14 protein-coding genes and 2 pseudogenes are annotated in these 15,634 nt (G+C 37.8%); 13 read left to right on the top strand and 3 right to left on the bottom strand.

What is annotated here, in order from left to right:
* Positions 1–141: 141 nt before the first annotated feature.
* Complete coding sequence (gene abc-f / locus V3595_RS08795; protein WP_485906618.1) at positions 142–1,782, bottom strand: ribosomal protection-like ABC-F family protein; 1,641 nt, start codon at positions 1,780–1,782, stop codon at positions 142–144.
* 427 nt (positions 1,783–2,209) lie between these two features.
* Here abc-f and V3595_RS08790 point away from each other — a divergent pair, with 427 nt between their 5' ends.
* The gene (locus tag V3595_RS08790) at positions 2,210–2,980 is read left to right on the top strand and encodes a GH25 family lysozyme (protein WP_485906617.1); all 771 of its coding nucleotides are present in this window, start codon (positions 2,210–2,212) and stop codon (positions 2,978–2,980) included.
* A gap of 50 nt (positions 2,981–3,030) precedes the next feature.
* Here V3595_RS08790 and V3595_RS08785 read toward each other — a convergent pair whose 3' ends face one another.
* On the bottom strand, positions 3,031–3,210 hold the full coding sequence (locus V3595_RS08785) for an H-type small acid-soluble spore protein (protein ID WP_048679567.1): 180 nt from the start codon (positions 3,208–3,210) through the stop codon (positions 3,031–3,033).
* Between the two features lie 232 nt (positions 3,211–3,442).
* On the opposite strand from V3595_RS08785, the gene blaOXA reads away from it, so the two are divergent.
* From blaOXA to V3595_RS08755, 6 genes are all read left to right on the top strand, one after another.
* Positions 3,443–4,255 (top strand): class D beta-lactamase, encoded by an 813-nt coding sequence (gene blaOXA, locus V3595_RS08780; RefSeq protein WP_485906616.1) that lies wholly within the window; start codon positions 3,443–3,445, stop codon positions 4,253–4,255.
* A 250-nt stretch (positions 4,256–4,505) separates the two neighbouring features.
* Positions 4,506–5,255 carry a TerC family protein gene (locus V3595_RS08775; protein WP_485906615.1) on the top strand — a complete coding sequence of 250 codons (750 nt, stop codon included), beginning with the start codon at positions 4,506–4,508 and terminating at the stop codon, positions 5,253–5,255.
* A 353-nt stretch (positions 5,256–5,608) separates the two neighbouring features.
* Entirely contained in the window at positions 5,609–5,851 is a 243-nt protein-coding gene (locus tag V3595_RS08770) for a BCCT family transporter (RefSeq protein ID WP_485906799.1), read from the top strand.
* A gap of 265 nt (positions 5,852–6,116) precedes the next feature.
* Positions 6,117–7,220: an endospore germination permease gene (locus V3595_RS08765; RefSeq protein WP_485906613.1), complete on the top strand. Its 1,104-nt coding sequence runs from the start codon at positions 6,117–6,119 to the stop codon at positions 7,218–7,220.
* Positions 7,192–8,703, top strand: a complete 1,512-nt coding sequence (locus V3595_RS08760) for a spore germination protein (protein ID WP_485906611.1) — start codon at positions 7,192–7,194, stop codon at positions 8,701–8,703. Before V3595_RS08765 ends, V3595_RS08760 begins: the two co-directional genes overlap by 29 nt.
* Positions 8,703–9,842 (top strand): Ger(x)C family spore germination protein, encoded by a 1,140-nt coding sequence (locus V3595_RS08755; protein WP_485906609.1) that lies wholly within the window; start codon positions 8,703–8,705, stop codon positions 9,840–9,842. The genes V3595_RS08760 and V3595_RS08755 overlap by 1 nt, the downstream gene beginning before the upstream one ends.
* A 257-nt stretch (positions 9,843–10,099) precedes the next feature.
* Here the strand turns inward: V3595_RS08755 and V3595_RS08750 are convergent, their stop codons facing one another.
* Entirely contained in the window at positions 10,100–10,186 is an 87-nt protein-coding gene (locus tag V3595_RS08750; protein ID WP_485906798.1) for a LuxR C-terminal-related transcriptional regulator, read from the bottom strand.
* A 107-nt stretch (positions 10,187–10,293) separates the two neighbouring features.
* On the opposite strand from V3595_RS08750, the pseudogene V3595_RS08745 reads away from it, so the two are divergent.
* The 6 genes and pseudogenes from V3595_RS08745 to V3595_RS08720 form a co-directional block, all read left to right on the top strand.
* Positions 10,294–10,677, top strand: a pseudogene (locus tag V3595_RS08745) (SDR family NAD(P)-dependent oxidoreductase); the annotation flags it as partial.
* Positions 10,678–10,731: 54 nt separating this feature from the next.
* Positions 10,732–11,474, top strand: a pseudogene (locus tag V3595_RS08740) (SDR family NAD(P)-dependent oxidoreductase).
* Between the two features lie 313 nt (positions 11,475–11,787).
* Entirely contained in the window at positions 11,788–12,213 is a 426-nt protein-coding gene (locus V3595_RS08735) for a DMT family transporter (RefSeq protein WP_485906607.1), read from the top strand.
* A 15-nt stretch (positions 12,214–12,228) separates the two neighbouring features.
* Positions 12,229–12,927 carry a Crp/Fnr family transcriptional regulator gene (locus tag V3595_RS08730; protein WP_485906605.1) on the top strand — a complete coding sequence of 233 codons (699 nt, stop codon included), beginning with the start codon at positions 12,229–12,231 and terminating at the stop codon, positions 12,925–12,927.
* Between the two features lie 18 nt (positions 12,928–12,945).
* Complete coding sequence (locus V3595_RS08725; RefSeq protein ID WP_485906604.1) at positions 12,946–13,416, top strand: DMT family transporter; 471 nt, start codon at positions 12,946–12,948, stop codon at positions 13,414–13,416.
* 529 nt (positions 13,417–13,945) lie between these two features.
* Positions 13,946–15,607 (top strand): amidohydrolase, encoded by a 1,662-nt coding sequence (locus tag V3595_RS08720; protein WP_485906602.1) that lies wholly within the window; start codon positions 13,946–13,948, stop codon positions 15,605–15,607.
* Positions 15,608–15,634: the final 27 nt, after the last annotated feature.

Below are 15,634 nucleotides of genomic sequence, written 5' to 3'. Positions count from 1 at the left end.
ATTCCTGAACGATCGGAGACTGTACTTTCTTAGATATTCTATAATACTTCGGCAGGACTCCAGGGTAATATCTAAAAAAAAACCCTTAGAATTAATTCATTCTAAGGGTTATCATCCAGCACATTAAGTTACAGTTGATAGTCATTTGTCACCAAGTTCGTTTATTTTTTTCGTAAGCTCAGTAAACTTCTTATCGAGTTCTGTGTACGCTTTATCGTTTGGCGTCATAAAGCTAAGCTTTCCCAAAACTTCCTGTCTTTCTGTTTCAAGTGTTAATCGCAGTTCTTCCAAATCATCTCTTTTTGAGGATGATGGTTCATACAATTGCTTTTGTATGCGATTATTCGAAATGACAAGTTTGCTGCTAGTCGTTTTTTCGAGAAAATATCGATCATGCGAAACGACGATTAGTGTACCAGTATACTGTGCTAAGGTTTCTTCAAGTTGTTCCCGTGAAGCTAAGTCCAGATGATTTGTCGGCTCATCCAAAATAAGCACATCTTTTTCTTCTAATATATACTCCATTAACTTACACTTCACCCGTTCACCCATACTCATATTCTTAATGGGTTCTGTCCAATGAGACGCCGTGAAGCCTAAATGCTTCATTAAAGTTTGAACATTCCCTCTCGACTCGAATGTATCTTTATGAAAAAGCTGGGCGGGTGTTAGTTCAAGTGGTAAATCAAACACTTCTTGCGTCAAATAGCCTATTTTTGCAGATGGTGAAATCCATACATCGCCTGCAAAAGTTTCATGTCCAAGAATTATTTTTAATAATGTCGTCTTTCCGCTGCCGTTGGGACCTATAATGGAAATCTTCTCACCATGCTGAATCGTGAAATTGACGTTTTTAAACAGTGTTCGCCCGCTAAAAGTCTTAGTTAAATTCTTAACTTCCAAAAAACGTTTTCCCGTCTTGTTTTTTGTTTTAATTGAAAAGCGTACAGTATATTCTGATTCAACAGGTTCAGCTTTTGCTTTTTCAAGCTCTTTTTCAAGACGCTTTTGTTTAGATTTTACCTGTGCATCCATTCGCTTCGCTTTCACGCGATAGTATTCCTTAACTCCTTCCTTTTTCGTCGATTGTGAATGGGCTTTTTTTGACCAAGAAGTGATTTCATTCATTTGTCCCTCGATCCGTTCAACCATTTTTTGCTGTTTTTCATATTCACGTTGTTGTGTAAGTCTTTTCTGTTTGCGAACCTCCATATAACTAGAATAATTCCCTCTGTGCTCAATTAGCTTTTTATCTTCAATCGACCAAATTTTCGTTGCAACAGCATCCAAAAAATAACGATCGTGCGAAACAAATATAATGGTACCTCTATAATTTTTAATTTGTTCATTGAGAAATCCTAAACTGGCCTCATCAAGATGGTTCGTCGGTTCATCTAATAGTAAAAAGTCTGCACCTTTAGAAAGTCCTTTTGCTAGCCGGGCTTTGAGTTTTTCACCTCCGCTTAATTGTAGGAAGTCATGGCTTGGTACATGCATTTTATCTAGTAATTTAACTTCGGTAGGCGTCTTATCTTCTGAAGAATGCGAATCGACTTCTTGTTCAACCATAAAAACTTTCAAGTCTTGCTGCAGCCATTGGATTCGTCCATGTGCAGGCTCTAAATCATTGTTAATTAATTGCAGCAACGTAGATTTACCGGCACCATTTTTGCCAATGATACCGATGATCTCCCCTTGTTGAACACTAGCATTAACATTTTCAAAAATGTTATGGTCCAATACTTCAAAGCTGATATTGGTTAATTTTAATAGTTCTTTCATATAATTATCCCTCTCCTTAAAGGGAGGATAAAAAAATCCTCCCAGTTCATATGGAAGGATTAGCCGTACCTGTGCATTATCAAATAAGAGCTATTTTCATAATAGCTCTACAATATATAGAAAATGGGCAGACTAATCCTATTTCGTATGATTTGAAATATGTGATTTCAAATTTTGAAAATAAGATTAGTTAATCATAGGCCACCCATCATCCCTTCTGATATTAATAAAATCAGTATAACATAAAATAATCTTTGAAAACAAAAGGAAGCAGCATAATACTTTTACTTTCTATAAAGATTTATAATTGTTTTAACTCAATCAATTATTTTATTATAAGGTGGGTAATAGGACTGAATATTTCCTATAAAACTCATAAATATTTACCACCATAGGATTGTTTCCTCGAGGAGGTCATTAAATTAATATGGAATATATAAAGGGAATCGATGTTTCACATTGGCAAGGCGCTATTAATTGGGAGGAAGTTGCAAGGGCAGGCGTGAAGTTCGTGTTCATTAAAGCAACAGAGGGAACGAGTTATTCAAAGCTATCCTATTTCAAAGAAAATGCACCAAAAGCATTTGCAGCGGGATTGAAAGTCGGGGCCTATCACTATGCAAAGTTTGCAACTGTTGCAGAAGCAAAGGCTGAGGCTGCTTATTTTTTAGATTCTATCAGCTCTTTTGCTTTAAATTATCCTGTTGTTCTTGATCTTGAAGAAAATAAAAAAAAGGCAAAGAAAAAAACGCTGACCGATGCAGCAATAGTTTTTTTGGAGGCTATTGAAGAAGCTGGATACACGTCTATGCTATATACTGGTAAATACTTTCTCGAAAATACTTTAGATGAATCAAGGTTGACGAAATACGCTTTGTGGATTGCCAGATACAACAGCAAGTTGGGACGTAGCACAGATATTTGGCAGCATTCTGATTCAGGTAAGGTAAGTGGGATCAGCACAAAGGTGGATTTGAATATAGCCTACAGGGATTTTACAAATACAATAAATACTTTTAGGACGCACAACTCCCGTGCATTGAAAACTGAAACAACCACAACTTATACTGTAACAAAAGGCGACACACTTAGCTTCATTGCAAAAAAACATAAAACAACGGTAAAATCTCTTGTTAGTCTTAACGGAATTAAAGACCCCGACAAAATTTATATCGGTCAAAAATTAAGGTTGAAATAAGTAAAGGCTCTTCTCATTACGAGAGGAGCTCAGTTTTTAATAGGTATTCCTTAGATTTCTTTAAGTTCGTCAATTGCTACGTCTGATCTTTCCTCTAATGGGCCTCTTAGATGTACTGTAGCCGTTCTTCCATCTTCATTTAAATTATCAATCCATACTGAAGTGCCATTATATCTCACCTCAATGTCAGATGAAGAAGAAAGAATCTGTTTTATACGCTTAGCATCCATATAAATCCCTCCCTTAATTAGTCTACCTATTATTTGGGAAAAGCATTGATTTTATTCATTTTTTTAATATTGGGACTAAATCATTTAAGGCGCAATGATGTTTACCCTTCCATGTTATCCGCCGTGCCTATTTTTTAATTAAGCTTATAAGGTAAAAGTGAGAATTCTTAATCTTAAAAATATTGAGTTTATCTGATAGAATGGATAGGATTGTAAATGAATTTTTGAGGTGATGAATTTGAAAAAACGCAGGCTTCTGGCAGCCTTTTTAATACTTATTGGCGCCTCCGTTCTATTTACATGCATGCAGCAGCCAAGTGGAGCCAATGCCGCCAAAGATAAACTCAATATTAAGAAGCTCGACGTCGATGAATTTTTTGCTGAACGTGAAGGTACTTTTATATTACGTGAAGTGAAAAAAGGTAAGACTTTTATCTATAATAATGAACGGGCCGAACAAAGATTTGCGCCGCAATCAACTTTTAAGGTGCCTAATGCACTTATCGGATTGCAGGTCGGTGCCGTCGAGGATGAATATGACATTAAATATTGGGATGGCGTGAAAAGGGAAATTGAGATATGGAACAAGGATCATACGCTTGGGTCTGGTTTAAGGAACTCCGTTGTTTGGTATTATCAAGCAATGGCCCGTGACATTGGAGAGAGTCGAATGGAGGAATGGATTCATAAGATTTCTTATGGCAACCAAGATATTAGTGGAGGGATAGATCAGTTTTGGCTAAGCAGCTCACTCAAAATTTCTCCTATTGAACAAGTGGATTTTATGGCAAATTTATATGGAGAGAATCTTCCTTTTGATAAGGATGTCATGAAAACCGTTAAAAGGATGATGATCCAGACTGAAGGGGACAGCTATACACTTTACGGAAAAACAGGGCAAGGGACAAACATTGGCTGGTATGTTGGTTTTATTGCAACAAAGGGAAGTGACTATGTTTTTGTAACGAATATCTCCGGCACATCGGCTGAAGCAAGGGATATCACAAGGGGCATTTTACAGAAATATCATTTAATGGCAGAATAGGTATTGAGTTGGTGATTGCCGAAGTGTGAGGATATAAATCCCAATGTGAACTAAGGCTAAGTAAAAAAGAATACATTATAGAGCTAATGGATGCTTTTCTATCAATAGGGGAGTTGCTTCGTTCAAATGGACCTAATGGGACGGTAGGGTTGAATAAGGAAGTGGATACAATGGGACAATATTGGAGGAGAAAGTGTTGTATGGTTTGAAGTCATATACGCATTCTTATACATGCTTTTAGGGGGATATCATGGAACTATCGTTATTATTGGAATATGGCTGGGTGTTAATTATTCTAATTTTTTTAGAAGGTTTATTATCTGCAGATAATGCATTGGTTTTAGCCATCATGTCAAAGCATTTACCAAAAGAACAACAAAAAAAAGCGATTAATATTGGGTTGCTTTTGGCTTTTATATTTAGAATTGGTGCAATCTTCATCATTTCGTACCTTTTCCACGTTTGGCAAGTTCAAGCAATTGGGGCTGCATATTTGATTTTCATCTCATTAAAGCATTTACTAAAAAGGGACCACGGTGACAAAGAAAAAAAAGGGAAAAGCTACCGTATGACCGTTGCGCAAATTGCATTAGCTGATATTGCTTTTGCTATTGATTCCATTTTAGCTGCAGTCGCTCTTGTCATTGCCTTGCCAGATACACCAATGGGTGATATAGGAGGTATGGATGGGGCTAAATTCATCGTTATTTTGTTAGGAGCAATTGCAGGTTTAATCGTCATCCGGTTTGCTGCAGGATACTTCGTGAAGATACTGACGGAGCGGCCTAGCCTCGAAACGGCAGCCATGTTGATCGTTGGTTGGGTAGGGGTTAAGTTATTAATGCATACCCTTGCACATCCAGCCGTGCACATTATTTCTCACGATTTTGTTGAAGGACCGATTTGGAATATAATCTTTTGGTCAGTCATGCTTCTTATTGCAATATGCGGATGGTTTTTATCTGGAAAAACAGTGAAAAACGATAAGCAAAATGACTAATGTTATCAGAATCAAAAAGAGTTGAAATAGTTCATTTAATTCCCTTATTTTAACAAATGAGCTCCTTAGGGTTATTTTTTGTTAATGTTATGTTTGCTAAATAAGAATTTGAGACCGACTTCAAATTTGAACTGCACCTTCAATTGTTAGACATCATTCTAACAATTGGAGGTGCTTTTTTGCCATTGCTGCCATTTACCAGGGCCTTCCCGGCGGCAGTATTGCCTTGTTTGCCATAATCATTATCACCCTTATTTTTTCTTTCAGCTACACTAGACTCTTCGTCATTCACATTAGCAAGCGCAGCATCAAAAAAGTTGTCATTAGATCAAGAGCCAGCTGGATGACACAAAATATTTTGGGCTTTGGTCATAGAACTTGTAGCGTTTTCCATGATGTTTGGTGGAGGACTGCATGTTCTTCAATCAGTAGTAGTCATTACCTCCGTTCCACTCATCTTAATTATGGCGGTGGCATCGATATCTCTCATTAAATGGATTAAAGAGGATAAAGCAGAAAGCAGCAGTATAGAAAAAACTATCAATGAAGAACCTACAATCTTAAAGTATCATTCATACTCGGAGGATACAGTATAAGGGATAAACGCCAACAGGCACCAGCTAAAAAACAGCTGGTGCCTGTTGGGCGTTCGATGAGACCGTACAAAACTTTTCGGATTTGTAAACAAAAAATGCTTCTAAAATTACTCATCGCAAAGCCGAAGATAAATGGCATTTGATTCAGCGGAACTTATTGACGGGAGGGGACGTTCAATTACCTATCTGTCCATTAAAGAAATGATGCACCGTATGAATAAAAACAAAAATGGCTTCTCATATTAAAAGAGAGGGGATGTGTCACATGATAAAAAGTATATCTACTTTTCAAGCAACAATGGTACTGATTCTATCTATTGGGTTGATGAACCATGTTATCGTTTTGCCTTCACTGCTTGGTGCATCCGGAAGAGATTCATGGATAAGTACTTTAGTCACCGGGATGCTTTTTCTATTATGGCTTCCCATGGTTTATTGGATAATAAATAAAACAAAGCAACAGCATATCATTGGTTGGCTTCATACTCACAGTCACCCGCTCGCCGCCTGGTCCATAAAACTCCTTCTTTTCTTAAATATTTTATTAAACTTGTTTGTCACTTTATATAGCACATTTTCCTGGGTAAACAGTACTTATATGATTCAAACGCCAGAATATATATTATTTATACCTTTCATTATCCTATGTTTTATTGCTGCGGAGGCTGGAATCAAAACAATAGCCATTGCCGGGGGATTGGTTTTACCCCTTGTTGTGGTACTTGGATTTATGATAATGACCGCAAATATACAGTATAAGGATTACTCCTTGCTTTTCCCTATTTTTGAAAATGGGATTACACCTGTTTGGGACGGTATCGTAATACTAGGTGGAGGTTTTACAGAGATATTTCTTCTCGTTTTGATTCAACAGTTTGTAAAGACAGAAATAAAGTTCAGGAGTTTACTTTTTTTAGGTTTATTTCTTTTGTTTATCAGTATGGGACCCATAATAGGCTCCATTACAGAGTTTGGTCCGGTACAGGCTGCAAAAATAAGCAATCCTGCATACGCTCAATGGCGGTTATTAACCATGGGTAAGTATATGAACCGCCTGGATTTTTTATCAATATACCAATGGCTTTCAGGTGCATTTATCCGTGTATCGTTATCGATATTCCTAATGGGGGAACTGTTTCAAATTAAATCAAAAAAAATAAAAAATATTGTATTGCTTGCTATATCAGTCTCCTTAATCATTGCGCTTTGTATACCAATCGACATTCCAGCATACAGGGATTTTACGGAACGATATTATTTTAAATTGAGTGTGATTAGCATTTTGGTTATAACCTTTTTCATTAACATAGTCATTTTTTTGAAAGAAAGGGTGAAAAAGAATGGAGCCTCTATTGAACAAGGCAAATAAGGGGAGTTCTTCGGAGATCCAACTAAAAACGGAGTATTTCAATGAATTATTCGGAATGAGCTCGGATGTAAAATTCAAAAAGCATACCATTACTTCTGAAGGGAAAACAGATCCGCCCCTTATTTGTACTTTGATTTATTCAGAGGTGTTGGTCGATGTCAAAAAATTGTGGGAATCAGTAGCACGGCTTGAAGGTAATGTATTCATAAATTCTAAACTGAAGGAAGAAGAGGGTATAGAGGATCCTCAAGACGAATTTAAAATCAGTAGGGTTTTCCCTTCCTCCACTATAAAAGAAGATGTGGAGGAAAACGTATTTTCCGGGATGGTCCTGATGCTATTTGAAGAATTGGAATTATTATTTATGTTTTCCCTACCAAGCATCCCAAATCGGAGTCCCGAAGAAACAAGTAGTGAAATTTCCATCCGAGGTCCACGTGATGGATTTATTGAAGATATCTCTGTTAATTTAGGGTTGATCAGAAAAAGATATAAAACGGCATCACTCGAAAATCAAGCATTTACCATTGGGAAAAGAAGCAAGACAAAAATCAATTTATTATATGTGAAGGATGTTGTAAATCCAGAAACCATTGAAAAAGTAAAGAGGAAAATCACTTCAATAAACACTGATGTCTTGTTGGGAACTACTGAACTTGAAGAATTTTTATCAGGCAGGAAATTCAACCTAATCCCGTTTTTTGATTACACAGGAAGGCCAGATTATACTGTGGCCAGTATAAATAATGGGCGCTTTGCCATTTTAGTGGATGGGTCACCAACTGCCTTAATTGGACCAGGTAATATTACATTATTGTTAAAAGCCGCGGAAGATCGTCATACTCCATCTTACTATTCAAATTTCGAATATTTCTTTCGCATTATCGGACTAGTTGTATCAATATTTCTGCCAGGCTTTTATATAGCACTAATATCATTTCAATTAGACCAGCTTCCCTTCTCATTTTTGGCGACGATAACCGTATCTAGGTTTGGGTTGCCTATATCACCTCAACAAGAGGCTTTCTTGATTTTGGGTTTATTTGAGTTGTTTCGAGAGGCAGGGATCACACTCCCAAAAGCAATCGGTCAATCACTGGCTGTTGTGGGTGGATTAATTATAGGGGATGCGGCAATTAGAGGCGGGATTACATCCCCGACGATGCTGGTTGTGGCAGGTACTACTGCGGTAGCCACCTATACATTAATTAATCAATCTTTAGGTGGAATTGTAAGCATAGCCAGGTTTTTTGTATTATTTCTCTCTTCTGTTTTAGGTTTATTCGGATTCTTTCTCGGTGTTTTCTCTATTGTCCTTTATTTATCAAGGCTGCAGATTTATGGTTTACCCTACTTAGCGCCTATATCACCAATATCCTTTAAAGATCTTCTAGGGGGCGGTGTCTTTGTGAAGCCATATCTCTTTAGAAAGAAACGAGCCGAAATGCTGAAAACTAAGGACAAAACAAAAGGAAATCGCTAATGAAAATGATCCTTAGATTTATACTATTTGTAATGAGCCTTGCTCTTTTAAGTGGCTGCTGGGATGCTAAGGATATTCAAGATATTCAATATATAAGTGCAATGGGAATAGATTATCAAAATGGGCAGTATGTCATTTATGTGCAGGTGACGTCTTTTGCAGGTGTGGCTAAACAAGAAGGCTTGGAACCAAAACCAACACCTGTTTGGGTCGCCAAAGGGCGAGGGAAAACGATGAACGAGGCCATGAATGACATTTATAAAAGGTCAAACCAGTATATTTATTGGGCTCATGTTAAATTGATCATTTTCTCTGAAAGCTTACTAAAACATGGATTGGACAACGTAAACGATCCCATTTTAAGATTTCAGCAAATTAGGGAAACAACTTGGTTATATGGAACCGATGATTCCCTAGAAAAGATCCTCTTTGTCAATAGTTTATTCGGCTCTTCAGTGCAAACAAGCATTTTCAATCCGAATGATATTTATAAATTAAGATCCTTTGTCGAACCCATCCGGATCCAAAGATTTTATACACAAAATTATGAAACAGGAATGACAATAAAACTACCGAAGATTTCGTTAAAAACTGAGGTGTGGAAAGCAAAAGAAAAATCACAGAACACCGTAAAACTATCAGGGTCCTATTTTATTAAAAATAATCAGCTAAAGGGGGAGATAGCAAATAAACATCTTGGGGGGATGAGATGGTTAACAAAATCAACGGTAAGATCCCCAATTGGAATAAAAATCAACAAAAACGACTATGTTCAATTATCTCTAATCAGGCCAAAATTCAATATAAAGCCAATCTATGTAAATAATAAAGTCGAATTCGATATTTTAATTAAAGTAGAAGGTGCCGTAACGGATATGGAAGAAAACATTTCCTTAACCCACCTTAAAGAAAAAATCCAGAGGGCATTAGAGAAAGAAATTAGGGATACCTACAAATATGCTTTTGAAAAAAATATAGACATTTATAATTTAGAAGGAGTTATCTACAGAAAGGATATAAAAAAATGGAAAGAAGTTTCTAAAGAGGATTTTAGCCTTAATGAAGAATCCATACGTAATATTCAGGTGGAAGTTGCTATTAAAAATACAGGCGATTATAAATATGAGTACATGAATTGATCCTTCAGAAGTGGATTGCAGGCTGCCATTACAGAATCTTTCTTCAAAGCCGTTTCCAATGATTATGATATGGCAGCTAATGTAAATGATATATTCAATAACTAACTATGTAAGGTATTATTTTGACTTACATAACGATTAAAGGAAACTCTATTTTACTTTAATAGACCTAAGCGAAATCCATAGACTACGACTTGTGTACGGTTCTTGGCTTTAAACTTTATCATAAAACTGCTTACATAATCCCTTATAGTATGCTAGCTTAATTGCAATAATTCGGCCATCTTTTTATTGTTATACCCCTCCGCCAGCAAATTTAAAATCACGGATTCCCGTTCCGTCAATTGTAGATCGGTATAAATAGATACCTCATCATCCTTTCTTGATAAATATAAGCCTAACAGTTTTCCGACCTGTTCAAGTAAAGTCAGTTCATCTTTTGAATAATCGAATTCCTCCCCTGATGGCGAAACAAAATAAAGGTTCAGTCATAAACGCTTCTTCCATTGCAGGCTTGATTGGCGCCCCTGGTTATGTTTTATACGGTGCAAGCAAGGGAGCGGTCCGGACAATGACTAAAGATGCTGCCATCGAGTATGCTTCAAAAGGGGGCCGTGTAAACTCGATCCATCCAGGATATATCGATACCGGGATGGCGGACTATGCATCTGAACAAACGGGCAGTACAAAAGATGAATTGGGTAAAGAATTCCCGTTTGGATATCTGGGCAGCGTCAACAATGTGGCGAATACAGTGCTTTTCATTGCCTCGGACGAATCTTCCTATACGACGGGTACTGAATTTGTGATAGACGGCGGAGCGACTGCTCGCTAAAAACCCTACCTTTCTAGCGGATATTAGAAACTAAAGACTAAGGAGTGTTTAAATATGAGATTAGAAAATAAAGTGGCAATCGTAACAGGGGGAGCAAGCGGGATTGGAGCAAGCACGGCTCAATTATTTGCAGAAGAAGGAGCAAAGGTGGTCATTGCCGATTTTGCTGATCATGGACAGGCTGTGTCAGAAGAGTTAAATGGAAAAGGGTATGATACTCTTTTTGTTAAAACTGACGTGACGAATGAAAATGACGTAAAGAATATGATCGAAGAGACGGTTAACAAATATGGAAAACTGGATATCATGTTCGCAAACGCAGGAATTGCAAGAGACGGAAACATTCATGAGTTAAGCTATGAGCAATGGCAAAAAACAATTGATATTAATTTATCCGGTGTCTTCCTATCCGATAAATATGCGATAGAGCAAATGCAAAAACAAGCTACTGGCGGCGCCATTGTCAATACAGGCTCCATCAATAGCCATGCAGGGAAACGGGGGTAACAGCCTATTCTGCTGCAAAAGGCGGGGTCAAACTGTTAACACAAACGTTAGGTTCGACTTATGCGAAAGAGGGCATTCGGGTCAATGCAGTTTGCCCTGGATATATTGATACACCACTTATTGCCGAAGCACAAGGTGAAATAAGACAAGGTTTGATCGATTTACATCCAATCGGCCGTTTAGGCAGAGCGGAAGAAGTGGCGAAAGCCGTTCTCTTCCTTGCAAGTGACGATGCATCATTTGTTACTGGCACAAGTCTTATTGTCGACGGCGGATATACCGCAGTATAAATTTTAAGGATTATTCGCTCGGTCTCTCAATCAGTCAAATTAGGTTTGAGGTGCCAATTAATAGAGCTTCTTCTGTAAGATGAGTGGTGTTCGTACACCCAAATCATACTGGAGGGCTCTTTTTTTACATATAACGAAAAATTCCCGGGAACACTAATGAAATTTCAAACGATACAAGCAGTTTTATTTCGTGAATTTTAAGTTGAAAATCAATTTTTCGTAAAATTAAAAATGATAATGGGACATATGTCCTTTCTCTGGACTCCACTTCCGTATTTTAATTATAGAAGAATCTTATAGAGGAGGAGTCAGGGTGAAAGGTATCATATCTTCCATAATTGCAGGAGTGTTTATTTCGTTGCAAGGAGTGTTTAATTCAAGAATGAGTGAGGAGTTAAGTGAGTGGCACACTACCGCGATTGTCCATCTCGTCGGATTTATTTTTTCCATCATAATTTATTTATTCGTCCGTGATGGAAGAGCGGAGGGGTTTCAGGAGGTTCCCATTTTATACTTGCTTGGAGGAATGCTCGGCGTCGTGATTGTGTTAGGAGAAATGACTGCGATCAATCTAATAGGCGTGTCTTTCGCAATAGCAACCATTTTAATTGCACAGCTTATATGTGCTTTCATTATAGATACAAGGGGTCTATTCGGAATGATCAAGATGAAGGTGTCGATTCAACAAGTTATTGGAATGGCTATGATGTTAATGGGTGTAGTCATATTTAAACTGTAAAAAGGTGATAAAACATTGAAAAAATTAAAAAATAGTTCAGGTCTTAATAAATATCTCGAACAATATGAGCTGAATATGATTTTTTCCGAAGAATTGAAGGAGAAAATATCTCTCTATCAATTCCATAATGGAGAAATTTTATGTTCAAAGGGTGAGGATATTCATTATATGTATTTTCTTGTAAAGGGAAAGGTGAAGATTTTTACAACTTCACCCGAAGGAAAATCGTTAATTGTTCGGTTTAAAACTCCATTGGCTCTTATTGGAGATGTGGAATATATAAAAGGGATGGAAGTACTGAATACAGTCGAGGCGGTCAGTGAAGGTTATGTAATCGGTATTCATTTTGATGATTTACGAACGATGGAAACGAACCGATATGAGTTTTTGCATTTTTTATTGGAGATTGTTACACAAAAATTTTACACAGAATCCCATGCCGCAAGTTTGAACAGGCTCTACCCTGTCGAGGTACGTCTTGCAAGCTATCTGTTATCTCTTTCATCAGAAGGGAGCGGCTCCATGTTTCACAAAGAAATGAACACTTCGAATCTGACCGAAATAGCAGACCTCATAGGAACAAGTTATCGGCACTTAAATCGAGTCATCCATAAACTCTGTGGAGAAGGTATCATTCAAAGAAAAAAAGGAATTCTTTATATTAAAGATTTATCGCGGCTGCGGGATAGGGCGGAGGGCAATATATATGAATAAGTCAGGAGGCTGTATTTAATGCAAGGAATTATGTTTGCCGTGGTAGCTGGTGTCTTCATCAGTCTGCAAACGGTCCTTAACACTAGAGTTAGTGAAAAGGTAGGAGCTTGGGCGACAACCACGATTGTTCTCGGGCTTGGTTTTATCTCATCACTATCCATTTTCATTATCATGGATGATACGAACCTGTTAGCGATTGGGCACATAAACAAGCTGTTTCTATTGAGCGGTGTCTTGGGAGTTGTGCTCGTCTACTGCATCATAAAGGCAATCCGGCTCCTAGGACCGGCCTATGCCATATCAATCGTACTTGTCGCGCAACTGACGATAGCAGTTCTGATTGACACCTTAGGGTGGTTCGGATTTGAAAAAGCCCCGTTAACCCTAAATAAATTGATCGGAATCGGGATCATGATATCGGGAATCATCATGTTTAAGATGAAAAAGAACATTGTCCAACAATTGAAAGAGAGTTCCTTTTTCAAATAAGCTCAGAATCAAAATAATATGGCACATAATAGGAATAGTTATGTAACATTCAAAAATCCTCTCTTTTTAGGGACATATATCTGTGTGAAAAGAGGGGTAAGGTCGTATTAGGATAAATATAGGAATTATGCTGCCTATTTTATTAGTTGAATATTATGAGATGAAGTCCTATCAAATATGTGAAACCTTAAACGACTGGATTCCAGTTTTTTTTAGGTTAAATAGCATTTATAGCCGAATAAAGCATCCTATATTTATTGTTATTTTTAGAAAATATTGAAAATTATAAATTTAAATGTTTTAATGTAACTATGCCTTTTATACTGGTTCGGACGACGTGATGTTAACACCACTAGTAAAATGGGGTAAATCTATTGTTTCATTAAAGAAAGGATGTGTCATTCTACTCCTGAGTGACTTGTAAATATTTGCCCTATCTATTCAGTATTTCCATCTGTCAGTTTGCCAAGTTAGTACTATGACGAAATGAAGTGGATTTAAAACCAAAAAAAGGGAGGGACTTTATTTTATGATAAAAATCGATCTTTTATTTAAAAATGCAAATGTGCTGACTCTAGATAACAGGAATCGTCGGGCTAGGTCAATTGCTGTAGCAGATGGGAAAATTGTCGGGATTTGGGATGAGTGTGAGCCACCTAAAAGTGCAGTGGAGATTACAGCAAGTACTGATGTTGTAGATTTAAAGGGATCCACCCTAATTCCAGGCTTTATCGATACTCATAACCATATTTTAATGTATGGATTAACGATGGGACAGGTGAACTGCGGTACACCGCCCAATCAATCCATAAAAGATATTTTAGAAGTAATTGGTGCAAAAGCAAAAGAAACTCCCGATGGCGAATGGGTAAGGGGATATGGCTATGATGATACGCTTTTGTATGAAAAGCGCCATGTTACACGGAGTGATTTAGATAAGGTTTCGCCAAATAACCCTGTAGTCATCACACACACTTCAGGGCACCTATCCGCAGTAAATTCGCTTGCTTTGCAATTCGCAGGTTTAACTGATGATGTTTCTGATCCCCAGGGCGGACATTATGGACGGGATGAGAACGGAAGACTTAATGGGGTAATCTATGAACCAGCGGCAATGGCACCAATAAATAATCACATACCACAAATGACAATAGGGCAACAGGTTGATATGTTAGGAAAGGCTTCAAAAGATTATGTAGCTCAAGGAATTACCACGAATACAGATGCTGCTGTCGGATTTAATAATTTGGAAGATTTAGAGGTTCATCTTAAAGCGGCTGAACAAAAAATTAATCCGATGCGAACGAGACTAATGATCATGCATCAGCAGCTTCGTGAAGGAGAGCCATTCGGGGGTTATTCTCCAGCTCAACTGGACCTGGAACTCAGGGAAAGGTCTAGGGGACGGGTTAAATTAGATAGCGCAAAAATGTTTCAGGACGGCTCCATCCAAGGATTAACAGGAGCTTTACGTCTTCCATATCATCAAAATCAAGATGTATACGGAGATCTCATTCATCAGCAGGAAGCATTTAATGAAGAAGTCTTAGACCTGCACAGACGAGGATTTAGGATCACAACGCATGGAAACGGGGATCGTGCGATCGGCTCGATATTAGCGGCATATGAATATGCTTTATCCAATAGCCCTCGTACAGAGCATCGCCATAGAATCGAACATGTCCAAACCGCAACCGCCGAGGACATCATGAAGATGAGAGAACTTGATGTAGCCGGATCCTTCTTCATCAATCATGTATATTATTGGGGAGACAGGCATAAACAAATTTTCCTGGGTCCGGAGCGTGGAAGGCGAATAAGTCCGTTAGCTGAAGCTGTTGCACACAATTTATTGTTCACCCTGCATTCCGATTGTCCAATTACCCCAATCTCACCCCTATTTTCCGTATGGGCTGCAGTTAATAGAATAACGAGAGAAGGTCATGTTTTAGGCCCAGAACAGCGCATTGATGTAGAAACTGCTTTAAAGTCGATGACTATTTTTGGCGCAAAACTAAATTTTGATGAGTCACGATCAGGCAGCATAGAAATTGGAAAACAAGCAGACTTTACCATTCTCGAGACTGACCCTACAGCTGTTCATCCAGAAGAAATTAAGGACATAGCAATTCTGGCCACCTTCATAGATGGAAACCCAGTATATGGACAAGAAAAGGTAATGACTACTTAGTTTCTTACCGGAAATTTACTGCGTCTA

The organism is Bacillus sp. CFBP9009 (genome assembly GCF_036541465.1).
In the GTDB taxonomy this organism is placed as follows: Bacteria; Bacillota; Bacilli; order Bacillales; family DSM-1321; genus Peribacillus.
Note: the sequence above shows the minus strand (reverse complement) of the source record. Positions and strands in the feature narration are given on the sequence as shown.